The organism is Halomonas sp. BMC6 (assembly GCF_964204995.1).
Lineage (GTDB): Bacteria > Pseudomonadota > Gammaproteobacteria > Pseudomonadales > Halomonadaceae > Vreelandella.
On the sequence record NZ_CAXNSH010000001.1, the window covers coordinates 341,400 to 367,233 of the forward strand.

General features: G+C 57.4%; 21 protein-coding genes. 14 read left to right on the forward strand and 7 right to left on the reverse strand.

Features of this window, described 5'->3' with window-relative positions; genetic code table 11:
* Nucleotides 1–118 precede the first annotated feature (118 nt).
* The 5 genes from AB6K10_RS01595 to AB6K10_RS01615 are packed head-to-tail and all read left to right on the forward strand — an operon-like array spanning nt 119 to nt 4,864.
* Complete coding sequence (locus AB6K10_RS01595; protein ID WP_339117841.1) at nt 119–976, forward strand: formate dehydrogenase accessory sulfurtransferase FdhD; 858 nt, start codon at nt 119–121, stop codon at nt 974–976.
* Entirely contained in the window at nt 973–1,593 is a 621-nt protein-coding gene (gene mobA, locus AB6K10_RS01600; RefSeq protein WP_339117842.1) for a molybdenum cofactor guanylyltransferase MobA, read from the forward strand. Before AB6K10_RS01595 ends, mobA begins: the two co-directional genes overlap by 4 nt.
* A complete protein-coding gene (glp, locus tag AB6K10_RS01605) occupies nt 1,590–2,843 on the forward strand; it encodes a gephyrin-like molybdotransferase Glp (RefSeq protein ID WP_339117843.1) in 1,254 nt (417 codons plus the stop codon). Before mobA ends, glp begins: the two co-directional genes overlap by 4 nt.
* Nucleotides 2,840–3,832, forward strand: coding sequence for a GTP 3',8-cyclase MoaA (gene moaA, locus AB6K10_RS01610; RefSeq protein ID WP_339117844.1), 993 nt, complete (start codon nt 2,840–2,842; stop codon nt 3,830–3,832). Before glp ends, moaA begins: the two co-directional genes overlap by 4 nt.
* Nucleotides 3,833–3,835: 3 nt before the next feature.
* The gene (locus tag AB6K10_RS01615; protein ID WP_339117845.1) at nt 3,836–4,864 is read left to right on the forward strand and encodes a CobW family GTP-binding protein; all 1,029 of its coding nucleotides are present in this window, start codon (nt 3,836–3,838) and stop codon (nt 4,862–4,864) included.
* Here AB6K10_RS01615 and AB6K10_RS01620 read toward each other — a convergent pair.
* A complete protein-coding gene (locus AB6K10_RS01620) occupies nt 4,844–7,894 on the reverse strand; it encodes an EAL domain-containing protein (protein WP_339117846.1) in 3,051 nt (1,016 codons plus the stop codon). The genes AB6K10_RS01615 and AB6K10_RS01620 overlap by 21 nt on opposite strands.
* Nucleotides 7,895–8,083: 189 nt before the next feature.
* Here AB6K10_RS01620 and AB6K10_RS01625 point away from each other — a divergent pair, with 189 nt between their 5' ends.
* Nucleotides 8,084–8,992, forward strand: a complete 909-nt coding sequence (locus AB6K10_RS01625) for a LysR family transcriptional regulator (protein ID WP_305947716.1) — start codon at nt 8,084–8,086, stop codon at nt 8,990–8,992.
* Nucleotides 8,993–9,055: 63 nt separating this feature from the next.
* Here AB6K10_RS01625 and AB6K10_RS01630 read toward each other — a convergent pair whose 3' ends face one another.
* Complete coding sequence (locus tag AB6K10_RS01630; RefSeq protein ID WP_285263646.1) at nt 9,056–10,567, reverse strand: NCS1 family nucleobase:cation symporter-1; 1,512 nt, start codon at nt 10,565–10,567, stop codon at nt 9,056–9,058.
* Between the two features lie 613 nt (nt 10,568–11,180).
* Here AB6K10_RS01630 and AB6K10_RS01635 point away from each other — a divergent pair.
* From AB6K10_RS01635 to preA, 4 genes are read left to right on the forward strand one after another with little or no spacing between them, the layout of a single operon-like run.
* A complete protein-coding gene (locus AB6K10_RS01635; RefSeq protein WP_285263647.1) occupies nt 11,181–12,047 on the forward strand; it encodes a nitrilase-related carbon-nitrogen hydrolase in 867 nt (288 codons plus the stop codon).
* A gap of 31 nt (nt 12,048–12,078) precedes the next feature.
* Nucleotides 12,079–13,518 (forward strand): dihydropyrimidinase, encoded by a 1,440-nt coding sequence (gene hydA, locus AB6K10_RS01640; protein WP_305947715.1) that lies wholly within the window; start codon nt 12,079–12,081, stop codon nt 13,516–13,518.
* Between the two features lie 40 nt (nt 13,519–13,558).
* Complete coding sequence (locus AB6K10_RS01645) at nt 13,559–14,938, forward strand: NAD(P)-dependent oxidoreductase (protein ID WP_285263649.1); 1,380 nt, start codon at nt 13,559–13,561, stop codon at nt 14,936–14,938.
* A complete protein-coding gene (gene preA / locus AB6K10_RS01650; protein WP_285263650.1) occupies nt 14,935–16,278 on the forward strand; it encodes an NAD-dependent dihydropyrimidine dehydrogenase subunit PreA in 1,344 nt (447 codons plus the stop codon). Before AB6K10_RS01645 ends, preA begins: the two co-directional genes overlap by 4 nt.
* Before the next feature lie 104 nt (nt 16,279–16,382).
* Here preA and AB6K10_RS01655 read toward each other — a convergent pair whose 3' ends face one another.
* Complete coding sequence (locus tag AB6K10_RS01655; protein WP_305947714.1) at nt 16,383–19,427, reverse strand: efflux RND transporter permease subunit; 3,045 nt, start codon at nt 19,425–19,427, stop codon at nt 16,383–16,385.
* A gap of 1 nt (nt 19,428) precedes the next feature.
* Nucleotides 19,429–20,523, reverse strand: a complete 1,095-nt coding sequence (locus AB6K10_RS01660; RefSeq protein ID WP_305947713.1) for an efflux RND transporter periplasmic adaptor subunit — start codon at nt 20,521–20,523, stop codon at nt 19,429–19,431.
* 146 nt (nt 20,524–20,669) lie between these two features.
* Here AB6K10_RS01660 and AB6K10_RS01665 point away from each other — a divergent pair, with 146 nt between their 5' ends.
* A complete protein-coding gene (locus tag AB6K10_RS01665; protein ID WP_305947712.1) occupies nt 20,670–21,293 on the forward strand; it encodes a TetR family transcriptional regulator in 624 nt (207 codons plus the stop codon).
* Between the two features lie 42 nt (nt 21,294–21,335).
* Here AB6K10_RS01665 and AB6K10_RS01670 read toward each other — a convergent pair whose 3' ends face one another.
* A complete protein-coding gene (locus tag AB6K10_RS01670; RefSeq protein ID WP_305947711.1) occupies nt 21,336–21,785 on the reverse strand; it encodes a GNAT family N-acetyltransferase in 450 nt (149 codons plus the stop codon).
* Between the two features lie 170 nt (nt 21,786–21,955).
* On the opposite strand from AB6K10_RS01670, the gene pcsA reads away from it, so the two are divergent.
* Together pcsA and AB6K10_RS01680 are read left to right on the forward strand one after the other, a co-directional pair.
* Complete coding sequence (pcsA, locus tag AB6K10_RS01675) at nt 21,956–22,696, forward strand: phosphatidylcholine synthase (RefSeq protein ID WP_305947710.1); 741 nt, start codon at nt 21,956–21,958, stop codon at nt 22,694–22,696.
* Nucleotides 22,697–23,305 (forward strand): DNA-3-methyladenine glycosylase I, encoded by a 609-nt coding sequence (locus AB6K10_RS01680; RefSeq protein ID WP_305947709.1) that lies wholly within the window; start codon nt 22,697–22,699, stop codon nt 23,303–23,305. It begins immediately after the preceding gene.
* A gap of 18 nt (nt 23,306–23,323) precedes the next feature.
* Here AB6K10_RS01680 and AB6K10_RS01685 read toward each other — a convergent pair whose 3' ends face one another.
* A complete protein-coding gene (locus tag AB6K10_RS01685; protein WP_305947781.1) occupies nt 23,324–24,766 on the reverse strand; it encodes a PLP-dependent aminotransferase family protein in 1,443 nt (480 codons plus the stop codon).
* A gap of 165 nt (nt 24,767–24,931) precedes the next feature.
* Here AB6K10_RS01685 and AB6K10_RS01690 point away from each other — a divergent pair, with 165 nt between their 5' ends.
* Nucleotides 24,932–25,141, forward strand: coding sequence for a DUF1127 domain-containing protein (locus AB6K10_RS01690; RefSeq protein ID WP_083025026.1), 210 nt, complete (start codon nt 24,932–24,934; stop codon nt 25,139–25,141).
* Nucleotides 25,142–25,163: 22 nt separating this feature from the next.
* Here the strand turns inward: AB6K10_RS01690 and AB6K10_RS01695 are convergent, their stop codons facing one another.
* Complete coding sequence (locus AB6K10_RS01695) at nt 25,164–25,784, reverse strand: TetR/AcrR family transcriptional regulator (protein ID WP_159343348.1); 621 nt, start codon at nt 25,782–25,784, stop codon at nt 25,164–25,166.
* Between the last annotated feature and the right edge of the window lie 50 nt (nt 25,785–25,834).

The window sequence follows — 25,834 nt, forward strand, 5'->3', positions numbered from 1 at the left end:
CAAGTAAGCCTTTTGAGCGCCATCATCGTCAACTCAGACTATTTTACTCAACTATTATGATCTTGTGCGCCGTGTGTGCGTCAGCCACGCCGCGTTTTGGTATCAGTGAGGATTGCGGATGCCCGCCCTTCAGCTAAGCCGAGCCCGCTTACCGGCCACGACCACCATCGATGTCATGGATGCCTACGGCGACACCCGCCCTCAGGCCATTGCCGCCGAGCGTGCGCTTACGGTGTACCTCAATAAGCGCGAAATCGTCACTCTGATGACGCTGGGCGACGATCCCGAAGCGCTGGTGGTGGGGTACCTGCGCAATCAGGGGCTATTGAAGAGTGCCGAGGATTTGACCGCCGTCCAGGTGGACTGGGAAGTAGAAGCAGCGGTGATCGTGACTCGCCACCTGCCCGAGGATCTAGAGGCACGTCTAAGCACGCGTACGGTCACCACCGGCTGCGGGCAGGGCACCGTGTTTGGTAAACTGTTGGAACAAACCTCGCTCACTGCGCTGCCTAAAACACCGCTGGCGCAATCAACACTTTATGAATTACTGACCAATTTGAACACCTACAACGAGACCTACCGCAGCGCGGGCGCGGTACACGGCTGCGCGCTGTGTCATCAGTCGCAGGTGCTGGATTTCGTCGAAGACGTAGGCCGCCACAACGCCGTAGACACGCTAGCGGGGCGTCAGTGGCTCAACCAAGCCGACAGCCACAGTGCCGATATTTTCTATACCACGGGCCGGTTAACATCGGAAATGGTGCTGAAAGTCGCGCAAATGGGCATTAGCGTGCTGGTATCGCGCTCAGGCGTCACCCAAAAAGGCGTAGAGCTGGCCGAGCGTTTCGGCGTAATGCTGATTGCCCGCGCTAAAGGGAAAGGCTTCCAAGCCATTAACGCCGCTGGCCGCTTAACACTGGACGCGATTCCCCCCAAGCCGCCGAGCGCACGCTCGTCCAAGGAGGCAGGCGTATGATCGCCAAGCACGATCTGACTGGCATGATTCTCGCGGGCGGTGAAGGCCGCCGTATGGGCGGGCGAGATAAGGGCCTGGAGCCCTTTGCAGGCCTCCCGCTAGTGGCGCATACCGTTAAGCGCTTCGATGGCCAGGTGCATGAGCTGGTGATCAATGCCAACCGCAATGGCGATGCGTATGCGCTGTTTGCCGACCGCGTTATCGAGGATGCCGAAGGTGGCTTCAAAGGCCCGCTGATGGGTATTTACAGCGGCCTGCGCGCCGCTCGAACGCCGTGGCTGCTGGTCGCACCCTGCGATTCCCCTGCGCTGCCCCACGATTTGGTGGCGCGCATGGTCGCAGGTATTACCCAGGAGGGTGTCGAGCACGATATCGCCGTGGCGTTTGATGGCGAGCGCCTGCACCCCGTCGTCGCGCTGCTACGTACGTCGCTGGCTGACGATTTAGCGGCCACCCTGGCAGCAGGCGAGCGTAAAATCGATCGCTGGTACGCGCGCCACGCCTGGTGCCGGGTGGATATGTCTGACTGCCCTGAAGCGTTCGCCAACCTCAATACCGAAGAGGAGAAAGCCCGCTTGGAGCTGGCACTGACAACGCCTTCCCAGGAGACGCCATGAGCCTGTCGTGTTTTGAACTGGGCGAGCAAATGCTCAGCGTCGATGCCGCTCGCGATGCGCTGATGACGCTGGTCGAAACACCGGTTGCGGTCGAGCGTGTCACCCTCGGCAACGCCTACGGACGCCGACTGGCGACCAATATCACCGCGCCCATTAACGTGCCACAGAATACCAACGCGGCGATGGATGGTGTTGCCCTGGCCTGGCCAAAGCAGCCGCCCTTTCAAACCCACTGGCCCGTGGCGGGCGATGCCTTCGCCGGGCAAGCGTTTGAGGGTGAGGTGCCTTTAGGCCAGTGCGTTCGCATCACCACCGGCGCGCCGCTGCCCAGCGGCACCGATACGGTGATTATGCGTGAGCAGCTCATTGAAGGTGACGACAGCGTCACTATCGATGCGCCAGAGCGGGTCAGTGTTGGGCAGCACGTACGCCAAGCCGGGGAAGATATTGCCCAAGGGGCCGTTGCATTGACGGCGGGAACACGCTTGGATGCAGCCAGCATGGGGCTGGTGGCGTCCCTGGGCTATGCCGAGGTCGACGTATACCGGCGCCCTAAGGTTGCGATTTTTTCTACCGGCAACGAAGTCACCCCGCCGGGAGAGCCGCTCCCCAGCGCTGGGATCTACGACACCAACCGCTTTACCCTGATGGGCATGCTGAGCGAGCAAGGGGTTGAGGTAGTGGATCTAGGCATTCTACCCGACGACCCGCGCGCTATTGAGCAAGCGCTTGCGGAAGCAGCGGCGCAGTGTGACTTAGTCATTACCAGCGGCGGCGTGTCTGTGGGCCACGCGGATTACACTCGCGACGCGCTGGAAGCTCTCGGGCGGCTGGCCTTTTGGCGGGTGGCGCTGCGCCCTGGCCGCCCGATGGCCTGCGGCCAGTTGGGCGAGTCGCGCACGCCGTTCGTGGGTCTGCCCGGCAACCCGGTGGCCGTCATGGTGACCTTTAGCCAGTTTGTGGTGCCACTGTTGCAACGGCTGCAAGGCCAGGTCCCGGCTGCGCCAACACGGCTGACAGCGATTGCCCAAACGCCGCTAAAAAGCCGCCTGAATCGCACTGATTTTCTGCGCGGCATTTACACATGCGATGACCAGGGAGTGCTGCATGTACGCAGCACCGGTGCCCAGGGCTCGGGTATTTTGACTTCCATGGTGATGGCCAACTGTTTGATCGAACTTGGCGATGACCAGGCAGACGCACAGCCAGGCGAGGCGGTCTGCATTCAACCGATAACGAGCTGGCAATGACCGAACAACTGATTGACGATTTTGGCCGCCGGGTACGCTACGTGCGCATCTCCGTAACGGACCGCTGCGACTTCCGCTGCGTGTACTGCATGAGCGAGGAGATGACGTTTATCCCCCGTGCGCAGGTACTCACGCTGGAAGAGCTCGCCATGGTGGCGCGCGCCTTCACCGAGCTTGGCGTCGAGAAGATCCGCCTGACCGGCGGTGAGCCGCTGGTGCGTAAAGGCATCGAGCAGCTCGTGGACGAGATCGGCGCACTGCCGGGGCTGGACGACTTCACCATGACCACCAACGGCGCTAGCCTGCGCAAGCACGCCAAGCGGCTGTACGAAGGCGGCCTACGTAGGCTCAACATTAGCCTGGACTCCCTCGACCCCGAGCGCTTTAAGCAGCTGACGCGCACCGGCGACTTAGCCAAAGTGATCGACGGTATCCACGCCGCCAAAGAAGCGGGCTTCAAGCGCATCAAGCTGAACGCGGTGATCTTGAAAGGGCGTAACGAAGACGAAGTGCTCGACTTGGTCACCTTTGCCCGCCAGGAGGGCCTCGATATCAGCTTTATCGAGGAGATGCCCCTGGGCGATGTGTCCGACCACTCCCGAGCAGAGACCTTCTACTCCAGCGACGACGTTCAGGCATTGATCGAAACACGCTACCCGCTGACGCCCACGACGGAGAGCACACCAGGGCCGTCGCGCTACTTCAAAATGGCCGACAGCGACAGTCGGGTGGGCTTTATCTCGCCCCACAGCCACAACTTCTGCGATAGCTGCAACCGCGTGCGGGTCACCGTGGAAGGTCGCCTGCTGCTCTGCCTAGGGAATGAACACTCGGTGGACCTGCGCGCCGTATTGCGCCGCCATCCTGGCGATATGCAGGCGCTCAAAACCGCCATTATCAATGCGCTGCCGCTTAAGCCCGAACGCCACCACTTCACCACCGATGGCGACGTGCAGGTGGTGCGCTTTATGAACATGACCGGAGGTTGACCGTTGGCAGCCGCTTCACGCGTTCCCGTTCACATCGTCACCGGCTTTTTAGGTAGCGGCAAAACCACGCTTATCCACAGCCTGATCGAGCAAAAGCCTGTGGATGAGAAATGGGCCATTCTGGTCAATGAGTTTGGCCAGATCGGCATTGATCAGGCCATGTTCGATACCCGCGATGACGTGGTGGTGAAAGGCCTGCCCGGCGGCTGCTTATGCTGCCAGCTTGCGTTCGTGCTTCAGGCGGCGCTGGTCAATTTATTGGCGCGCAGCAAGCCCGACCGGGTGATTATCGAGCCATCGGGCCTTGGCCATCCGGCGGGGTTATTAGATTTATTGCGCGGTGAGGCGTTTCAAGACGTGGTGGCGGTGCAGGATATCATCGCCACGCTCGACCCACGCCGATTGGATGACGCCCGCGTGCGCGAGCACGACACGTTTCAGGACCAGCTCCACATGGCCGATGCCATCGCCATCACCATGGGCGACCAGGCAAGTACGGCGCAGCATCAACGAGCGCAGCAATTTGTCGGCGCGCTATGGCCAACCCCAAAGTGGGTGCATACGGTCGATCAGGGCGGGCTCCCCGTGGCACTGCTATTGGGCAGCGGCAAAGCGCGTCAACACGACCAACCCGAGATGCCTGAAGCGCACCGAGCCCTGGCCGCAGCGCCTAGTCTGGAAGGCGCTTTTTTTGATTTTCCGCCGCCTCCCGGCGAGCCGGAGCAACACACCGCCAGCGCCTTGGGTTACACCAGTACGGGCCTGCGTTGGCATCCTACCGAGCGATTCGACCTCGACCATCTCGCCCATTGTGTTGGCGAGCTACCCGCTACGGCGCGAGTGAAAGGGGTGTTCCACACCACCGACGGCTGGAAGCGGCTCAACCGCGCAGACGGCGCGCTCAGCGTGACGAGCAGCGCCTGGCGGCAGGACTCACGGCTCGAGATCATTACCCCCGACGCCATCGAGCATCAGCCACTTATCGCGTCACTGCACGCGCAGCTGGCCCGTTCACGAGCGGGAATGCGATGACACCATCGCCTCGATCTCGCCGACCGGGGCCGGACGGCCAAACAGATAGCCCTGAAAGGCGTGGCAGCCGTGGGCCATCAGCCACGCCTGCTGGGCCGGCGCTTCGACGCCTTCGGCAATGATATCCAGGTTCAAGCTTTTCGCGAGGGCAATGGTACTCTCTACGATAGCAGCGTTGGCCTTGCTCTCGAGCACCTGCTGCACGAAGGACTGGTCAATTTTCAGCTGATCCAGCGGCAGCTGCGCCAAGTACGCCAGCGACGAGTAGCCGGTGCCGAAGTCATCCAATGAGAAGCGCACGCCCAGCGCTTTCAAGCTGAGCATCTTATCCCGAGCATCGTCGCGGGCTTCCACGAACAGCGACTCGGTGACTTCGAGCTTGAGCTGGGCCAGCGGCGCTTGGGTGCGCTGAAACACCTGCTCAAGACGGGCCAGAAAGTCCGCTTCACGAAACTGCAGCGGGCTGATATTGACCGAGATCGTTAGCTGGCTGAGCAGCGGGGAAGGTGCCCAGCGGGCAAGCTGCTGGCAGGCCTCTTCCAATACCCATTCGCCCACGTCGTTGATGAGCCCGGTGCTCTCCAGGAGCGGAATAAACTCACCCGGAGAGACCATGCCGCGCTCGGGGTGCTGCCACCGCAGCAGCGCTTCCACACCCGTCAACGTGCCGTGACGATCTACCTGAGGCTGATAGTGGAGCCGCCACTGGTCGTTCTCCAGCGCCTGGCGCAGCTCCGCTTCCAGCTTCACTTTGGCCAGCAGCGATGCCTGCATGGAGGGATCGAAGAAGCGCAGCGCGTGACGACCGCTCATCTTGGCCTGAGAAAGTGCCATATCCACCTGTTGCAGGTAGTCATCGGCACTACGCTGGCTATCCGAGACGATGGTAATGCCCACACTGGCGGTCACCACGGCGCTCTCTTCGCCAATGGCCACGGGTTCATCCAGTGCTGCCAATAGCTTCCGGGCAATGTGTTCCGCCAGCGTTTGAGTCTGACGAGGGCTGCCATCCACACCTTCGATCAACACGGCAAACTCATCGCTGCCCAGCCGGGCCAGGGTATCGGTGTCGCGTAGCATCTGGCCGAATCGACGCGCCACACACTGCAGCAGCTGGTCGCCCGCATGGTGTCCCAGAGTATCGTTCACATGGTTGAAGTTATCGATATCGATCAGCAGGAGCGCACCGCAGCGTTGGTGGCGATTCAGCTCTTTGAGCGCCGTGCCCACACGGTCCATGAACAGCCGCCGGTTGGCAAAACCGGTGAGCGGGTCGTAGAACGCGAGCTGGTGAATCTCCTGCTCGGCGGCCTTACGCTCGCTGATATCGCTCATGGTGGCCACATAGTGGGTCAGTTCACCCGTCGCACCGTACACCGCGCTGATGGTCAGCCACTCGGGAAACAGCTCGCCGTTCTTGCGCTGATTCCAGATCTCCCCTTCCCAGTTCCCCGTGGCCAATACGCTACGCCATAACCGACGATAAAACGCGGCGTTGTGATGGCCCGAACTAAACATGCGCGGGTTTTTACCCACCACTTCCTCATCGCTGTAACCGGTAATGCGCTTGAAGGTATCGTTCACTTTCAAAATATTACCCCGCGCGTCGGTCACCATAATGCCCAAGTGCGCCTGAAAGGCAGCAGCAGCAATTTGCAGCTCGACTTCGGCTTGCTTCGCCTCGGTAATATCGCGGGTCACGGATAGGACTCCTTCAACGTGATGAGTATTGCTAGCTAACGGGCTCACCGTCGCGTGAAAATAGCGCTGCTGTTGGCCGAGCATCAGCGGGTACTCGAACGTCGCCACTTGGCCCGAGCGCTGGACTTGATGAAACACGGTGTCGAACGTCGCGGCCAATGCGGCAGGCAGCACTTCTTGGTAGTGACGACCCAGCGCTTGCTGGCTTCCCAACAGCAGTTTGTCTTTCTCGATGGCATGGATAAAGCGAAACCGCCCCTTGCCATCAAAGACGAAAATCAAATCCTGCAGCGAGTTAATCAACGCGTCCAGACGCGCTTCTCGGGATTGCAGCCGATACGACAGCCCCAGCCGGTTCAAGTAGTGGCGCCCACCCCAAGCGCCCAGTAGCACCATGACGGCCATTACCACCGTCAATACCAGGCCACGCTGACGCCATCCGGCCAGCTGGCGCTGCACATCGACCCCGACCACCACTAGCACGGGATAACGGCCCACCCGCTGCATATGGAACAGGCGCTCGCGCCCGTCCAGCGGCGAGCGGGCGGTAAAGGTTTGGGAGGCTTGCTGGGTGGTCAGCCACTGCTGAGTGGCCGGATCGTTTATCTGCGTTCCCACCACGGCGGGCTTCGCAGGCGCCGGATGACGGGCAATCAGTTTCAAGGTGCCATCTACCAAGCTCATGCTTTCGCCATCGTAAACGCGCATTTGCTGGAGGGCGTCCATAAGGGTTTGCGGTACCAAGCGCGCGACCACAATGCCTTCGAAGCGGTCGTTCTCACCGCTGATCCGGCGGGCGTGATAAAGATAAAACTGCGCGTCCTCCTCCGACCAGTAGAGCGGGGTCACGAGTTCGCGCTGCTCCCCCTGCTGAAACGAGCGAAAAAAGGCAGTATGGCTGATATCGATACCGGCATGGCGATTATCACTGCTGCTGATCCAAACACGCCCCTGAGCGTTGAGAATGCCCAGCTCGTTAATCAGCGGCATGTAGCGGGTCAAGGCTTCGACGGAGCGCTGGATATCGGCCATCCCTTCAGCACTCTCGAACCCTCGGGTCTCGACATGCTGAGCCAAGGTAAAGAGCGCTTGACCGCTCTGGCCAAAGATCCCTTTCGCCCATTCGGTCATCACATTGGAGCGAGCCGTTGCCCGCGCTTCTGCTGCACGGATCTCCTGCTGGTACTGGCCGGTCAGCAGCCAGCCGAACAGCGACACCATCACGCACAGCGCTACCAGGAAGAGGGCTATGGCGCGACGCTGCAAACGTCGATACCTGGGTAACACGGGCACATCGCGGGCCGTTGAGTCACTGCGAGAAGGAAACATTACACATAGACCTTATTCAGGCATCCCGCAGGCGCACCTGATACAGTATAAAAAAGAACAGCGAAAGATACACCACCGCGACTTCAAGATGGCATTACTAAATAGTGGCGCGTCGCTTTTTTGATGTATATCAATTTTTAGCAAATTTGATACCGCAATAAGCGCCCTTTTTATCAAGAAGAGGCAGTTATGGCATCGTTAGGCCAAATGAGCGACTACGAAATACGCTTAGTGCGTATTTTTAAAACGGTGGTGGAGTGCGGTGGTTTTACCGCAGCGGAGACCACGCTCGGCATTAGCCGCTCAGCCATTAGCCAACACATGAGCGACCTGGAGAGCAGGCTCGGCTTCTCATTATGTCAGCGAGGGCGTGGTGGTTTTAGCCTGACAGAAGAAGGCAAAGAGATTTACCAGGCGGGGCTTACGCTGCTTACGGCGCTCGAGACGTTTAAAAGCGATGTCAACGCGCTGCATCACACCATCAAAGGCGAATTGAATATCGGTATTACCGATAACCTCGTCACGCTACCCGCCATGGATGTGACCCATGCGCTGGCAGCACTCACCGCCCCTCATCACGAGGTAACGGTCCATATTCATATGGAGCCATCGGACGCGGTGATTCGCGGCGTGATGGATGGCCACCTGCATGTGGGCGTGGTGCCCGCAGTGAACCTGCCGACCAGTCTCGAAACGCGGCTGTTGTACGACGAACCCTCTTACTTATACTGCTCCGCCGAACATCCGCTGTTCAGCCTGCCTGATGAAGCGTTGAGCCTGCCCCAAATCGCAAGCCACCCGGCCATTCGGCCGCGCTACCCGCTTCCAGACACCGCACGCCAGGCCCACGAAGCACTCAGCCTACAGGCCTCTGCGTCCGACCGAGAGGGCGCGGCGTTTCTCATCCTCACCGGCAGATTTATCGGTTTTCTACCCGAGCATGTTGCCGAGCAGTGGGTGGCAGCAGGCAAGATGCGCGCCCTGCACGCGGCCGCTCAGCACTACCGTATTCCCTTTGTATTAGTCACCCGCCACGACCGTCGACCGAATCGCGTGGTGGATGCATTTTTGGGGTTTATTAAACAGCGCGAGCCATAAAGCGTAACGCCCGGCGGAGCGCCGGGCGTTACGGTGTGGGTCAGCCGTTAATAGGATGACGGCCTACTTAACGATCTCACTTGCCGCCAGAGGCACAGGCCCTGCCTGGGGCGACGTCGCGAGCGCTTGGCTGGCGAGGTAATAGACGACTGCTCCCAACGCGGAGCCCGTAAACCAGCCGTAGTCATAAAACCAGTTCATGGTGCCGGTTAGCAGCGAAAGCAGCGTTAACGCAACCGGAACCCCAAAGGCGATAAAACCGGCCATATTGACGGCGGGATAAGCATGGTGGTCCATATACAGGCTCGGCACATCCAAACGCTGCTTTTTAATCAGGAAGTAATCCACCGCCATAATGCCAGCGATAGGACCCAACAGGCTGGAGTAGCCTAATAGCCAGTTGGAGTACATTTGTTCAAGGGAAACGCCGGGGGCGATGACGCCGGCTTTTTGCAACAAGTCATAACCCATCAGCAGCACACCGACCGCACCGGTCATGAGCACGCCACGCGTTTGGTTAATCAACTTCGGCGCAATATTTTGGAAGTCATTCGTTGGCGACACGATATTGGAAGCAGTGTTGGTGGAAATAGTCGCGATGATAATCAGCAGCATGGCCATGATGACCCAGAAGGGGCTATCGATGTAGCCAATCAAACGTACGGGGTCGGCAACCGTTTGCCCTACGAGATTTTCCGACGCAGCGGTAAGCACCACCCCCAACGCAGCAAAGAAAAACATCGTGAGCGGCAGGCCAATAATTTGCCCTACAATTTGATCTTTTTGGCTTTTGGCAAAGCGGCTAAAATCGGGAATGTTCAGAGATAGCGTGGCCCAAAATCCCACCATGGCCGTTAAACCTGCAAAAAAATAGCCGTACACCGAGGCCCCTTCAGGGCGCGACGGCGGCTGTGCCAATAGCTCGGTCATCGACATATTCGGCCATGCCCACATCATAAGCCCAATACCCACGGCTAAGAGCAAAGGAGCCGCCAGCGTCTCCAGCCACTTAATCGACTCCGCGCCCCGGATCACTACATAGAGGTTCATAGCGCCGAAAACAAAAAAGCCAATCACTTCCCCCACGCCCCCTAGGGCTGCCCAGGCGGGAATCAGCTCCGACAACAGCAGGTGAATGGCCAAGCCGCCAAACATGGTTTGAATACCGAACCAGCCGCAGCCCACCAGCGCACGTACTAGGCACGGCACATTCGAGCCCAAAATACCGAAGGATGAGCGCAATACCACCGGAAAAGGAATACCGAACTTAGTACCGGGAAAAGCATTCAGCGTCAGTGGAATCAGTACGATCACGTTGGCTAGCAAGATGGCAAAGAGCGCCTCCCCCACGCTTAAGCCAAAATAAGCGGTTAACACCCCGCCCAGCGTATAGGTGGGTACACAAATCGACATTCCTACCCACAGCGCTGCAATGTTCCACTTGCTCCACGTGCGCTCACTTGCCTGAGTAGGCGCAATATCTTCATTGAAACGAGGACTCGAACGAACATCGTCCTCAACGTGGAGTTCAATCAGCCCCTCTCTGTCTACCATCTGGGTTCTTGAGCCTGTCATTTTATTCTCCTCAGCAGCGACATTGCCGACCGCATTCACGGCTTCAGCTTTTGTTGCAGCAATAAACATGCCTAAACACACCGCATGACAGTTAACTTATTGAGCAAAAAGCTGACTTAATCGACAGATAGGCAGTCACCGCACTCTCACTTGTTGTTGTGTTTTTTTGAATGCGACGTAAGACCACTAAAAACCTTAGTTGGTTAAAAAAATAACGCACCAAAAAGATACAAAAAAATCGTTTAAAACCCTATAAAAAAATATCAAACCATTGATTTTTAAAAGTATAAAAAAATCACCAAACATGTGCATGCATTCACCAAATCAGGAAAAACAGGCTTAACAAAAAACAAAAACATATAAAATCAATAACTTGAAAGCACACTCATCATTAGATAAAAAAATCTTGAAAAGTGACCACACAAAGGTCTATGTTCAAAAAGCTGTCAAATATGACAACTTTTAAAAAAACAATAAACACTCGGCTTTATGCCGGTGTCACCACACGCCAAGTGACCGTCATCACACTCATAAATATTAGCGATTAGTGTTTTTAACTTGCCGTGATGCGCTAGCCAATGCGGTGAGCGCGTATGACACGAGAGGGCTTTGTATGCAAAAGATGAAAATCGGCCTGATTCAAATGGGCCTAAAAACCAGTACCGACCTGGAACCCGCCGCTATTCGAGACGCGATGAACGAAGCGCATCTGCCGCTGATAAAACAAGCCGCTGAACAAGGCGTGCAGGTGCTGTGCTTCCAGGAAGTGTTTAATCAACCCTACTTTTGCCCCAGCCAGGACAGCAAATGGTACGCCGCTGCCGAGCGGGTGCCGGAAGGCCCCACCTGCCAGATGATGCAGAAGCTCGCCGCCGAACACCGCATGGTGATCATCGTCCCTATCTATGAAGAGACTGAGACCGGCGTTTACTACAACACGGCAGCGGTATTCGACGCTGACGGTAGCTATCTGGGCAAATACCACAAAACACACATTCCCCAAGTGGCTGGCTTTTGGGAAAAATTCTTCTTTAAGCCGGGCCAATCCAACTGGCCGGTGTTCGATACCGCCTACGGCAAGATCGGCGTGTACATCTGCTACGACCGCCACTTCCCTGAAGGCTGGCGAGCACTGGCCCTTAACGGTGCCGAAGTCATCTTTAACCCCTCCGCGACTGTGGCCGGGCTATCTCAATATTTATGGGAGCTTGAACAACCCGCCTCGGCTGCCGCTAACGGCTGCTTCATCGCTGCCATCAACCGCGTAGGCAGCGAAGCGCCTTGGAATATCGGCGACTTTTACGGCTCCAGCTACATCGTCAACCCACGCGGCAAGATCGAAGCCCAGGCCAGCGAAACCGAAGACGAGCTGCTGGTACACGAGATCGACTTAGACATGGTGCGCGAGGTGCGCAACAACTGGCAGTTCTTCCGTGACCGCCGCCCGGAAACCTACACCCGCTTAACCGACGGCGAATAAGCCCCTCAGTCAATTATCCCAGGAGTGAACCATGAGTTTATTGATCAAGGGCGGCACCGTCGTCACCCACGCCGACACCTACCACGCTGACGTGCTCTGCGTCGATGGAAAAATCCACGCCATTGGCACCGATTTAGACGTGCCGGAAGGCTGCGAGATTGTCGATGCCAGCCACCAATTGGTGATGCCCGGCGGTATCGACCCCCACACCCATATGCAGATGCCGTTTATGGGCGCGGTGGCCAGCGAAGATTTCTACACCGGCACCGCCGCGGCCATGGCAGGGGGTACCACGACCATTATCGACTTTGTGATACCGAGCCCCGGCCAGTCGTTGCTGGAAGCGTTTAACACCTGGCAAGGCTGGGCAGAAAAAGCCGCCACCGATTTCGCCTTCCACGTGGCGATTACTTGGTGGGACGAGAGCGTCAAAGAAGAGATGGGGACGCTGGTGCGGGAGCACGGCGTTAACAGCTTCAAGCACTTTATGGCCTACAAGGGCGCGATCATGGCCACCGACGATATCCTGGTGGAGAGTTTCTCGCGGTGTTTAGAGCTTGGGGCGATCCCCACGGTACACGCGGAAAACGGCGAGCTGGTCTACCACATGCAGCAAAAGCTGCTCGCCCAGGGGATGACCGGGCCAGAAGCGCATCCGCTTTCCCGACCGCCTCAGGTGGAAGGCGAAGCCGCCAGCCGGGCGATTCGTATTGCCAGCACCCTCGGTGCACCGGTTTATTTGGTGCACGTTTCCACCAAGGACGCGGTGGACGAAATCGCCTACGCCCGCCAGCAGGGCCACCCGGTATTTGGCGAGTGCTTAGCGGGCCAACTGGTAATCGACGACAGCGTTTATCAAAACCCGGACTGGGCAACTGCCGCCGCCCACGTCATGAGCCCGCCCTTCCGCCCTAAAGGCCATCAGGAAGCGCTGTGGCACGGCCTTCAATCCGGCAACCTGCAAACCACCGCCACCGACCACTGCTGCTTCTGCGAAGAGCAAAAGGCTGCTGGTAAAGATGACTTCACCAAGATCCCCAACGGCACCGCAGGCGTGGAAGACCGCTTGGCCGTGCTGTGGGACGAAGGCGTGAATACCGGCAAGCTATCGCCCCAAGAGTTTGTCGCGGTCACCTCCACCAACACCGCCAAAATCTTCAACCTCTATCCGCGCAAGGGGGCGATCCAAGTGGGCTCCGATGCTGACATCGTGGTGTGGGACCCGAACGGTACGCGCACGATCTCCGCGAAAACTCACCATCAGAACGTCGACTTCAACATCTTCGAGGGCAAAACGGTGCTCGGCATTGCTCGTCACACCATTAGCCAGGGCAAGTGGACATGGCGTGATGGCGAGCTACATGCCGAACGCGGCGCAGGGCGCTACTTAGAACGCCCCGCCTACCCCGGCGTGTTCGAGCTGCTCGCAAAACGCGCCGAGCTGAATGCACCCGTGGCGGTAACTCGCTAATCCCGGCCCCTACGAAGAACAGAGCAATGGAGAAACGACCGTGACCCATTCACTTGATCATCTGCCCAGCGCAAAAGAGGTCGACACCTATGACCCAGCGACGTTGGCGCATAATTTCAGCGACCTTCACCCGCCGCTGACGCCACGCCAAGCCATCATTGAAAGCCAGCGCTGCCTCTACTGCTTCGACGCGCCCTGCGTCGAGGCTTGCCCGTCGGATATTGATATACCGAGCTTCATCCGCCAAATCAGTGAAAACAACATTAATGGCGCAGCGGAAACCATTCTGGAAGCCAATATCCTTGGCGGCAGCTGTGCCCGCGTATGCCCCACCGAAATTCTCTGCGAGCGTAGCTGCGTGCGTAACCACGACGCGGAATGCCAGCCGGTGCTGATTGGCCTGCTCCAGCGCCACGCCACCGATCATATGCAGTTTGAGAGCCACCCCTTTAAGCGCGCCGCCAGCACTGGCCGACACATCGCCGTGGTGGGTGCCGGGCCTGCGGGACTCTCCTGCGCGCATCGCTTGGCAATGCTGGGCCATCAGGTGACGATTTTTGAGGCCGAACAAAAGCCCGGCGGGCTTAACGAGTACGGTATCGCCCGCTACAAAATGACCGATGACTTTGCCCGTAAAGAAGTCGAGTTCTTACTGGAAGTCGGCGGCATCGACCTTCAGTACGGCCAGCGCCTGGGCGACAACCTTACTCTCGACATCCTGCGCCAGCAGTACGACAGCGTATTCCTGGGTTTGGGGCTGGGGGCCAGCCGTACGCTGGGGCTAACCGGCGAGGATGCACCGGGCCTGATGCCTGCGGTGGACTACATCAAAACCCTGCGCCAGACCGATGATCTGGGCAGCCTGGCCCTGGCCAAGCGCTGCATCGTGATTGGCGCAGGCAATACCGCGATCGATATGGCCACGCAAATGGCGCGACTGGGCGCTGCCGAGGTCACGCTGGTGTATCGCCGTGGCGTTGAGGCGATGTCCGCCACCGACCACGAACAGGAGATCGCCAAGGCCAACGGCGTGCGCATGATCACCTGGGCGCAGCCGGACGAGATTCTGCTGAATGAGCAAGGGCAGGTGGCAGGCATGCGCTTTGCTAACACCCGCGATCAAGAGGGGCGATTAACACCCACCGGCGAATCCTTTGAGATTCCGGCGGATGCCGTTTTCACCGCCATCGGCCAAGGCTTCGCTGGCGAAAGCCTACACGACGCCACTGCCGCGGAGCTTGCCCGCGACGGCGAGCGCATTCACGTCAATGAGATGCTCCAAACCTCTCTGCCCAACGTTTACGCCGGGGGCGACTGTTTGAAATCCGGCCAGGATCTCACCGTACAAGCCGTGCAGCACGGCAAACTGGCGGCCCACGCCATTCATCAAGCGCTCGCCGCCCAGCAGGAGGCCGCATGAACACGACGCCTTTCAACACGCTCTCTTTTCCAGGCAAAAAAAACAGTGGCGACAGCGTCGTCAATGGCGTTGATCTGTCGGTGAATTTTGCCGGTATCAAAGCTCCGAACCCGTTCTGGCTGGCCTCTGCCCCGCCCACCGACAAAGCCTACAACGTCGTGCGCGCCTATGAAGCGGGCTGGGGCGGCGTAGTGTGGAAAACCCTCGGCGAAGAGCCTGCGGCGGTCAACGTCTCCTCCCGCTACTCCGCCCACTACGGCAAGAACCGCGAAGTCATCGGCTTTAACAATATCGAGCTGATTACCGACCGCTCGCTGGAGATCAACCTTAAAGAGATCACCCAGGTGAAGAAGGATTGGCCCGACCGTGCACTAATCGTCTCCATCATGGTGCCTTGCAACGAGGAAGCCTGGGCATATATTTTGCCACTGGTAGAAGCCACCGGTGCAGATGGCATTGAGCTCAACCTGGGCTGCCCTCACGGCATGCCGGAACGCGGCATGGGCGCGGCGGTGGGCCAAAACCCCGACCTGATCGAGAAAGTCACCTACTGGTGTAAGAAGCACTACTCCAAGCCGGTGATCGTCAAACTCACCCCCAACATTACCGATATTCGCGTGGGTGCCCAGGCGGCGCTACGTGGCGGCGCGGATGCGGTCTCGCTAATCAACACCATCAACTCAATCACCAGTATCGACCTGGACAACATGGTCGCCAAACCCACCGTAGGCCATCAGAGCACCCACGGCGGCTACTGCGGCAGCGCCGTCAAACCCATCGCCCTGAACATGGTGGCAGAAATTGCCCGTGACCCAGCCACACCTACGCTACCTATTTCAGGCATCGGCGGGATTTCCACCTGGCGGGATGCGGCGGAATTTATCGCCCTGGGCGCAGGCAGCGTGCAGGTGTGCACCGCTGCCATGCTCAACGGTTTTAGGATTGTAGAGGAGATGAAAGACGGCCTCTCCCGCTGGATGGCGGAAAAAGGCTACGACTCCATCGAGGCGTTTTCCCGCAAGGCGGTGCCACACACCACCGACTGGAAGCATCTGGACATCAACTTCAAGACCATCGCCCACATCGATCAGGATTTGTGTATTGAGTGTGGCCGCTGCTATATCGCCTGCGAAGATACCTCCCACCAGTCGATTGCCAAGCTTACCGAGCAGGACGGCGCCCGCCGCTATGAGGTCATTGAAGAGGAGTGCGTTGGCTGTAACCTCTGCCAGATCACCTGCCCGGTAGAGAACTGCATCACCATGGTGCCGCAAGAGACCGGCAAACCGTTCCTCGCTTGGGACAACGACCCACGCAATCCCTTCCGCGTTGCCTCGTAAACCGTTCTCCCCCATCCAATGCTCGATATGGCACCGCCCTCTTTAGTGAGGGCGGCTGTCATTATGCCTTCAAATAGTGTCACTCATGATCGGCAAAGACTGCCTTAATCCTCATGAATCTTGATCTGATAAAGCACGCAGTAAATCACCGGCAGCACGATAAGGGTGAGCAGTGTGGCCACCCCAAGCCCACCTATCAGCGCGACCGCCATGCTGGCAAAGAAGGCATCACTGATCAGTGGAATCAGCCCTAGCATGGTCGTCAGGGCGGCCATGGATACGGGCCGAACACGGCTAATGGCAGCGCGCACCACGGCGTGATAGCGATCTTTGTGCAGCGGCAGCTGCACATTGATCTCTTCTACCAGAACGATGGCATTCTTAATCACCATCCCGATCAAGCTCAACGTACCCAGCAGCGCCATAAACGAGAAAGGCATTCCCGTTACGAGAAGAGCCGCAACGACCCCGACGATAGTCAGCGGTACCAAAAACCAGATCGCCAGCGGCTGACGGAAGTTGTTAAACAGCACCACCGTAATAATAAACATCATCACCAAGCCAAGCGGCAGCGACGAAAACAGGCCGCTCTGCGCCTCACCGGCGGTCTCAAATTCACCGCCCCACTCCAGCCGGTAACCGGGTGGTAATTCCAGCGCCTCTACCTGAGGCCGCACTTGGGCCAATACGCTTGCTGCCGTCACCCCGCTGAGCGGGTCAGGCTCGCCATATACCGCCAGCATACGCTCGCGGTCGCGGCGCATTATCAGCGGATCAGCGACCTGGGTCGTTACATCGCGCATCACTTGATCCGCCGTAATGTAACGCCCCTGTTCAGCGCTCCATACGTTCAACGATCCTAGGTTGTCGATATCGTTGCGCTGCTCCGGTATCGCTCTGGCAACAATCGGAATCAGGTCGCTGCCGTCACGATAGAGACCCACTTGGCTACCACTGGTACTCAGCGCCAGCGTTGCCGCTAAATTCTCACGCGTAACGCCCAGCCGTCGCGCGGTATCTTCGGCAAAAATAGGCACCACAGCCTGAACGCGGTTACGCCAGTTGGTGCGCACGCTGACCATATTGGACGTATCGCTAAACAGGGCCTCAACTTGATCACCAAGCTGGCGCAACACGGCAGGGTCGCTGCCATAAAGCCTGGCTTCAATCTTGGCTTTGGGCGCGGGCCCCACTTCCAGCGGGGCAATTTTATAGTCGATATCGCTATGATCGCGCTCCAGCACGGCTTCGACATCCGCCATGCGCGCTTGCTGCGTCGCTTTATCATGGGTCTCGACAATTAGCTGTGAGTAGCTGGCAAAGCGGTCTTCCGGCGCATAGGTCAAGGTAAAGCGCTGGGCACCACCGCCGACAACCGTGGTGAGGTGGTGAACGCCTTCCATCTCCATCACCACCTCTTCTAACTCTGCTACCCGCCGCTGGGTTTCCAGGATATCGGTGCCTTCCGGCGTGCGATAATCGACAAAGAAAATGGGCGTATTCGAGGCCGGAAAAAAGGCATTTTTGACTGACCCGAAGCCAAACACGGCGCCCGCCAGTATGGCCATCACCAGGCCAAGCGTTAGCCAACGCAGCCGGATACCGGCCACAATCACACGGCTAAACAGGCGATACACCGCACCTTTGTAAGGATCTTCATCCGTGCTGCTTGGAGCCACATTGCGAAACAGCAGTTTGAAATAGAACGGCGTGAGCGTCAGGGCCGTCAGCCAGCTCAGCAGCAGCGAATAGAGCAACACATAGAACAGCGAGCCGATAAATTCACCGGTGGTATCCGGCGATAGCCCAATCGGTGCAAAGGCAGCCACCGCAATCAGCGTAGCGGCCAACAGTGGCCATGCGTTTTGCCGAACCACCTGATGTGCCGACTCTCGTATGCTTTGGCCACGTTTCAGGCCCACCAGCATGCCTTCCGTCACCACAATGGCGTTATCGACCAGCATGCCCAGCGCGATAATCAGCGCTCCCAGCGAGATTTTCTCCAGCTGCAAGCCGTGGATGCGCATCAGCATAAAAGTGCCAATAATCGTAATCAGCAGAATAAAGCCCATCAGCAGGCCGCTGCGCCAGCCCATAAACAGCATGAGCACCACAATCACAATGGCCACCGCCTGAATTAGGCTAACGAGGAAGCCGGATACCGCCTCATCCACCACGCTCGGCTGGTCATAGACCACATTGAGTTCCATACCTAAGGGGGTACGCGCGTCTAACTCCTCTAGCCGTTGATCAAGGCGGGCACCTACCTCAACAACGTTAACGCCGCTTTCAAACGAGATACCGAGCGAGATGGCAGGCCGCCCCATATCGCGGTAAAGCTGCTGGGGTTGCTCGGTTAAGCCACGAGAAATCTCCGCAATATCGCTCAGCCTGACCAGCTCGCCATTACCTTCACTGACGATTAGCGCACGCAAATCATCAATATTGGCGGAACTACCCGACGGCGTTATTCGGAAACGCTGACCTCCCTGTTTCAAGTGACCCGAGTCCGCTACGGCATTTTGCGTATCCAGCAGTTGCTGAAGAGAACTTAACGGGATGTTTAGCGCACGCAGCTGTTCTCGGTCCACTTCTATAAAAATGCGCTCTTCCCTTACCCCCGCCAGGGATACCTTTTCAACGCCATCTACCAGCGCAAGCTCACGCTTTAGAAACTCGGCATGGCCTTTTAGGTCCGGCATGGCGTAGCCGTCGCCCGTGAGGTTAATCATCAGCCCGAACACATCGCCAAAATCATCGTTAACCCGTGACCGGCTCGCCCCTGGCGGCAAGGCCGCCTGAGCATCCCCCACTTTACGGCGCAATGAATCCCACAGCTGTTGTAGCTCTTCGTTTTGCACCGTGCTTTGCAGCTCAACGGTGATTTGCGAAAACCCATCAGAACTTACCGAGCTGATGCGTTTAATGGCGGGCATTTCTTGAATGGCTTCTTCCAGCGTCGAGGTGACTTCCTGCTCCACCTCTTCGGGCGTGGCACCAGGATATTGGGTCGTGACCAGCGCATTACGAATAGTAAATTCGGGGAACTCCAGCTGCCCCATGCCGGTGAATGCGAGCGATCCACCAATAAGCAGTACCACGGTCATTAAATAGCTCGCGGCCCGGTGGCGTAAGAAGTAGTCAACCATCTTATAGCCCCTGTTCCTTTTCCCATGGCGTGACGCGCATATCCGCGCTGACACGATGGGCACCCGCTGCCACCACGCGATCATTCGCGGCCAGCTCACCGCTTACTTCTAGCCCCTTAGAGGTTAAACGCCCCACTTCGACCGGCACTGCCTCTAAACGATCAGGCGCCTGAAAACGCCACACCACGGCCTGTTCTGGATTCTCACCAAGGTAGCCAATGGCATCAGGCGGCAAATGCCAAACGAGACTTTCGGACGCTGGTAACAGTTGGCCTAAATCAAGCCGCACGGTGGCGCTCATGCCATCCAGCAGCGTGATGTCGTCGGGTTGCGGCAGCCGAAGCGTTACCTCATAAGCAAGGCTTTGCGCGCTGGCCTGGGTGGTATAAGACGCTAGCTGCGCCAAGTAAGGTTTTTCACTATTGCCAAACCGCACCTCAAAGGCCATCGCCGTTTCAAACGGTGTCACCTCGTCATTGCGCGGTATTTGCTGAACAATCTGCTGGGGTAGATGGAAGATCACATCAAGCTGCCCTGGCTGCTGAATCACCGCCACGGTCTCCTGCACCTGAACAATCTGCCGGTTATCGACCGGCACCTGGGCAATGACACCATCATAAGGGGCGCGCAGTTGGGTATTTTCCAGCTGCTCTTCAGCCTGCTCAAAGGTCGCCCGAGCAGCACGCAGCTCCGCTTCTGATTCATCAAACCGCGCCTGGCTGATTGCCCCACGCTCGAGGGTATAACGCATGCGTTCGTGAGTTGCCTGCGCCAAATCTAACCGCGAACGGGCGCTATCTAATTCACTACGCATCGCCCGATCATCAATACGCGCGATTAAGGTGCCTTCTGTTACCCGCTGGCCTGGGCTCACGTTAAGTTCTAACAGCTCGCCTGCCATGCGAAACGAGAGGTTGCTACGCGTGGTGGCTTCAACCCGCGCAGGGAATTGGCGCTGCAGCGAGGCACCTGACGCCTCTAGTGTCATCAGTTTCACCGGCCGAGGAGGCGGTTCATTCTGGCCGGCATAAGCATTACCTGCTGCCAGCAGCAAGGCCAGCAGCGCTGGAAGCAATCGAATCACAGGGTTACGCACAGCAGACTCCTCGGCGGTATTGTCATTACGCAATCATAAGGGTTTCACTGACATTCATAAATGTCAGTGAACGTGTATACTAATCGCCTACTGACGACTTTGCCATTCAGTCATGTCAAATATGGTCATTTTTCTTAGGAGCTGCTATGTCACGCCGCAAAGCCGAGGCTGAACGCACCCGCGAGGCGATTCTAGATGCCGCAGAAATCCAGTTTCTCGCTCAAGGCGTGTCGCGCACCACGCTAGCCCACATTGCGGCAGCAGCTGGCGTAACCCGCGGTGCTATTTACTGGCATTTTGAAGATAAAGCGGCAGTATTCAATGCCCTGCTAGAGCGGGTTCGTGTGCCGCTCGATGAAATTGTTGATGAGGCAGCGCGCCGTTTAGGCCACGCCCCCACACACTGCTTGCAAGCCATTGCTCACAGCGCGCTCAGCGCTATTTGCTATAACCTGCCCTTGCAACGCGCCGCGACCATCGTGCTACACCGCTGCGAAAAGCTAGAGGATGATCACCCGCGTATCAGTATGATCACTCAGCTGTCAGAGTACTCAAAAGCGCGCGTCGAGCAGCTGTTCGAGCAGGCGAAACTTAATGGCCAGCTACGCCGGGGACTTAGCCCTGCCAGTGCCCGACTTCACTTTCATGGCTTCTTAATCGGCATTTGTTTTGACTGGCTACAAGACCCGCTGCAATTTTCATTGGCAGACGAGTACGAGGGTATGGTCGAAACGTTAATGCGGGGATTGTTAGTGGAGAGCACCCCCTAAATCCTACGGGTTCAGGTGAGATAGATGTCTAGCTCACGTGTCTTACTCAATATCGAGTAAATAGCCGTAAAACGCCGTATTGCGCTGCCAGCCCAGCGATTCATATAAGCGCTGGGCGCGCTCATTTTCGACCTGCGTCATCAATACCAAACGCGCGACGCCATGTTCACGGGCAAGCTGGGTGGCGGCTTCCATCAGCGCTCGGCCCGTTCCTTTCTCACGGCACTCTGGCAGCACAAAGAGGTCGTTTAGCGTCCAGCGTGAATTTAAACCCACGGTGGAGACGCCAGGGTAGAGCTGAACGAAGCCTGTTATTGCGCCATCAACGCCTTCGCTCACCAAAATTCGGGAGTCCGCCTGCCCAAAGCGCTGGCGCAAAAAATCACGCGCTGCTGGAGTATCACTTGGCTGTTGATAAAACTGCCGATAGCCATCTAACAGCTCGGTTAAAGCATCGAGATCATGAATCGTGGCAGAGCGAACGTGGGTCATGCGTTATCTCCCTAGTGGGTGTACTAACTCACCGTGGCAATGGAGTGAAAAGGCACTTAGCGTATACGCTGCGTATTTCCTGACGGTTTTCTTATAGTAGTGTATCGTCTTTTGAACGCTTATTAATCCATCTAACAGCAAGGGGACGACGCGTTCCCACTGGGGTTACCGTGGTCCAATCGCTCTCTTCGCATACCGAATCCCGCGCTTCGATATATAAAGCTTGGAGTGTCCATATCTTTACCGCCAGCGGCGTGCTGCTTGGCACGATGGCGCTCCTGGCGCTGGTCGACAATAACCCGGTGGCCTGCCTGCTCTGGCTGGGGGCGGCGATGATGATCGACGGTATTGATGGCACCTTGGCACGCAAATATGAAGTGAAGACCATCCTGCCCCACTTCGATGGATCGACGCTGGATATGGTGATTGATTACCTCACCTGGGCGTTTATTCCTGCGCTGTTTATTTACTACTTCATTGAATTGCCGCCCTATTTAGGGCTGCTATCGGTCTTTATCATTCTACTGTCATCGATGTTTTGTTTCTGTAACGTCGATATGAAAAGCCAGGATAATTACTTCGTGGGCTTTCCTGCCGCCTGGAATATTGCCGCGGCCTATTTTTATATTCTTGATTTACCTCCCTTCGTCACGTTTGCGGCGATCCTCGTCCTGGCGATGCTGACCGTGACGAAAATGAAGTTTTTGCACCCGTTTCGAGTGCGCCTATTTATGCCGCTCAATATCGCTGTGACGCTGCTTTGGTGCGTGTGCGCAACCTCGTTAATCCTCTCAAACTCTGATCATGCCGCCTGGGCACTGTGGGGCTTAGGCGTGACCTCACTTTACTTCGCTGGCATGTGCTTTTGGCGCACGGCTCAAGAGTGGTTCGGCGGGCAGATGGTACGTTAAATGGCCTCCAACTTTATCGCCCCCGATGGCCACCCACGCTGCCAGTGGTGTGGCGGAGCAGCGGAGTTTCTGCCCTACCACGACCACGAGTGGGGCTTTCCCGTTGCCGATGACCAGCGGCTGTTTGAAAAGCTCTGCTTGGAGAGTTTTCAATCAGGCTTGAGCTGGCGAACGATTTTGAACAAGCGTGAGAATTTCCGCGCGGCTTTCCACCACTTCGATTTCCATAAAGTCGCCGGTTTTAACGAAGAGGATGTGCAGCGCTTACTGCAAGATGCGGGCATTATTCGTCATCGCGGTAAGATCGAAGCCACCATCAATAACGCGCGCTGTGCGCAGGAAATGGTGGTTCAAGAAGGCTCTTTAGCGGCGTTTTTCTGGCGCTATGAACCGGACAGCGCTTCTCTGCCTGCCCCACAAACCCAAACCACATCGCCAGAATCTATCGCGCTAGCAAAAGATCTTAAAAAGCGCGGATGGAAGTTTTTTGGCCCGACGACCGCGTTTGCGTTTATGCAGGCCATCGGGCTGATCAATGATCACTCGTTGAACTGCGTCACGCGCGAACGCGTTGAACAGGCGCGCGCAGCGTTTCAGCGGCCTTCTTGAATGAACACCTCGTTGCTCTTACTTCATCGCCAGTGAGGACTCGCGTACCTCGCTGAGCATATCACTCGCTAACTCGCCTACCGTGCGCACCGCTTTCTCCATCGCAGGCGTTAAGGTAAACGCGTAGTTCAACCGCAAGCACTGGCGAAACTTACCCGATGCAGAGAACAGCGCCCCCGGCGCCACATGGATGGCGTGTTGCGCTAAGCGCTCGTTAAGGCGCACGCAGTCGACATCCGCCGGTAGCTCTACCCAGAGTAAAAAGCCCCCTTGCGGGTAGCTAATGCCTGACCCTTTCGGAAAGTAGCGCTGCACCCAGCTAATCATCACATCCCGCTGGCGTTGATACTGGCGGGAAACAGTGCGTAGATGACGCTCAAAATGGCCCTTGGCGACAAACTCCGCCACGGCCAATTGCAGCAACGTGGCAGAAGCGCCGGTGGAGACGTACTTCATATGCAGCGCCTTTTCTCGGTAGCAGCCAGGTGCCAGCCAGCCCACGCGCAGGCCCGGCCCTAAGGTTTTCGAGAAACCGCTACATAGCAGCACGCGCCCGTCGGTATCAAAGGATTTAATCGTGAGCGGCCTGGGTTGGGTGTAGGCCAAATCCCCATAAATATCATCTTCAATAATGGCCACATCAAACCGTTGGGCAAGCTGATAGAGCGCCCGCTTGCGCGCTTCCGGCATGGTGTAGCCCAAGGGGTTGTTATAGGTGGGCGTTACCTGAATAGCGCGAATAGGCCACTGCTCTAGCGCCAGCTCTAACGCTTCCAGGCTGATGCCGGTTTGCGGGTCGGTGGGAATCTCCAGCGCCTTTAAACCGTTGGCTTTCAGTATCTGCATGGTGCCGTAGAAACTGGGCGAATCTACCGCCACCACATCGCCAGGCTGGGTAAGCGTACGCAGCGCAATGGAGAGTGCCTCCTGGCAGCCGGTGGTAATCAACACATCATCCGGATGCAGCAGGCAACCAGACGCCACCGCCAAACGCGCCACCTGTTGGCGCAGTTCAGGGCTGCCGCTGAGTTTGTCGTAATTAAAGCCGTGCAGATCGTTACTACGGTGCAGCCCGGCGAGGATTTTCGACAATGGCTTTAACGACGCCACCTCAAGATTGGGCACACCGCGCCCAAGCAGCAGCCGTTTGTCGTCTCGCTGGGTAGCTACCAGCTCTAGCACTTGGTCCCACTGGGAGACATCCAGCGGGCACTGGGCTGGTCGCGAGACAGAAGGCAGCACGGAGGGAATACGACACGGCAGCACGAAGTAGCCCGACTTTGGCCGCGACTCAATCAGTGCGGCGTCCATCAATTGGCGATACGCTTCTTGCGCCGTTGAGATACTGACGTTCAGCTCTTGGCAGACCGCGCGAATGGAAGGTAGCCGGTCGCCCACGCGATAAATCCCATGCTCGATCCGCTCCCGCAACGTTGCCGCCACCTCTTCATAACGCGTCATCACGCCCACCCCGCTCGGTTCATCTGCCATACAGAAGGCATCTCGTTTCTCCATACAGAGGTATAACACGCCCATCTGTATCGTGAAAATAAAAAAACCTATATCTGTATTGCCACCAACAGGCTGCGTAACCTAAACAGGCACCCCACCGTTCGGAGAGCCGCCATGCCACGCTTCAGCCTCACTCAGCTTCGTTACCAGCTAAGCCACTACCAGCAGCGCCGCCGCAGCCGTCGGCAACTGCTCACGCTAGATGACCACTTACTGAAAGATATTGGCCTCACCCGTGAACAGGCCTACCAGGAGGGAAAACAAACGTTTTGGAAACCAAAGCACCAAGATAAGAGAGCATTAACAACGCAGCGCCGCGATTAAATGCTTAGGACACTAGCGCCCACTAAGCCGTCAGCCCAATGCCTCTTAAAATCACCGAGGTCACCGACTGCACGGCTTTTTCAAACTGTAGGTCGTCCAGCGGTTTGTCGTCGTTCAGCAGTGAAATTTGGTAGTCGAAGTCGGCGTAGTGCTGGGTAGAGGCCCAGATCATATAGAGCAGGTAGGAAGGTTCGACGGGGTTGATTTGCCCGGAATCGACCCATTCGCGGATTTTCGACTCTTTCAGTTTGGCCCATTCATAGAGGTTATCGCGCAGGCGCTCTTTGAGCATCGGGGCACCTTGCATCACTTCGGCGGCCCACACTTTGGAGCCGTGGGCGCGGTTGCGGGAGTGGTTCATCTTGGCGCGTATGTAGGTGGAGAGCACCACTCGAGGGTCGTCGTACAGCTCGAAACAGAGCGCGTCCTGCTTCCATAACTCTAATAGCGCCAGCAATACCTCTTGATAGAGTACTTTCTTAGTGGCGAAATAGTAGTGCACGTTGGACTTTGGCAGGTCGGCTAACTGGGCAATATCGCCCATGGAGGCCCCGGCGTAGCCTTTCTCGGCAAACAGCTGCTCCGCCGCCTGAAGGATCTTTTTGACGTTCGTTTGCCGAATTTCGTCCTGTGTTCTCGCCACGCTGGTATCCCTTTGCAACCCTGACCGCTCATAATACGCACCAAAAAATA

Bases quoted from the DNA above. Each gene is read 5' to 3' on its own strand.
- hydA (WP_305947715.1), top strand. From the start codon at position 12,079: ATGAGTTTATTGATCAAGGGCGGCACCGTCGTCACCCACGCCGACACC.
- AB6K10_RS01625 (WP_305947716.1), top strand. From the start codon at position 8,084: ATGGCATCGTTAGGCCAAATGAGCGACTACGAAATACGCTTAGTGCGT.
- AB6K10_RS01690 (WP_083025026.1), top strand. From the start codon at position 24,932: ATGCCACGCTTCAGCCTCACTCAGCTTCGTTACCAGCTAAGCCACTAC.
- moaA (WP_339117844.1), top strand. From the start codon at position 2,840: ATGACCGAACAACTGATTGACGATTTTGGCCGCCGGGTACGCTACGTG.
- glp (WP_339117843.1), top strand. From the start codon at position 1,590: ATGAGCCTGTCGTGTTTTGAACTGGGCGAGCAAATGCTCAGCGTCGAT.
- AB6K10_RS01680 (WP_305947709.1), top strand. From the start codon at position 22,697: ATGGCCTCCAACTTTATCGCCCCCGATGGCCACCCACGCTGCCAGTGG.
- mobA (WP_339117842.1), top strand. From the start codon at position 973: ATGATCGCCAAGCACGATCTGACTGGCATGATTCTCGCGGGCGGTGAA.
- AB6K10_RS01655 (WP_305947714.1), bottom strand. From the start codon at position 19,427: ATGGTTGACTACTTCTTACGCCACCGGGCCGCGAGCTATTTAATGACC.
- AB6K10_RS01620 (WP_339117846.1), bottom strand. From the start codon at position 7,894: ATGTTTCCTTCTCGCAGTGACTCAACGGCCCGCGATGTGCCCGTGTTA.
- AB6K10_RS01670 (WP_305947711.1), bottom strand. From the start codon at position 21,785: ATGACCCACGTTCGCTCTGCCACGATTCATGATCTCGATGCTTTAACC.
- AB6K10_RS01685 (WP_305947781.1), bottom strand. From the start codon at position 24,766: ATGACGCGTTATGAAGAGGTGGCGGCAACGTTGCGGGAGCGGATCGAG.
- AB6K10_RS01595 (WP_339117841.1), top strand. From the start codon at position 119: ATGCCCGCCCTTCAGCTAAGCCGAGCCCGCTTACCGGCCACGACCACC.
- preA (WP_285263650.1), top strand. From the start codon at position 14,935: ATGAACACGACGCCTTTCAACACGCTCTCTTTTCCAGGCAAAAAAAAC.
- AB6K10_RS01635 (WP_285263647.1), top strand. From the start codon at position 11,181: ATGCAAAAGATGAAAATCGGCCTGATTCAAATGGGCCTAAAAACCAGT.
- AB6K10_RS01665 (WP_305947712.1), top strand. From the start codon at position 20,670: ATGTCACGCCGCAAAGCCGAGGCTGAACGCACCCGCGAGGCGATTCTA.
- AB6K10_RS01630 (WP_285263646.1), bottom strand. From the start codon at position 10,567: ATGACAGGCTCAAGAACCCAGATGGTAGACAGAGAGGGGCTGATTGAA.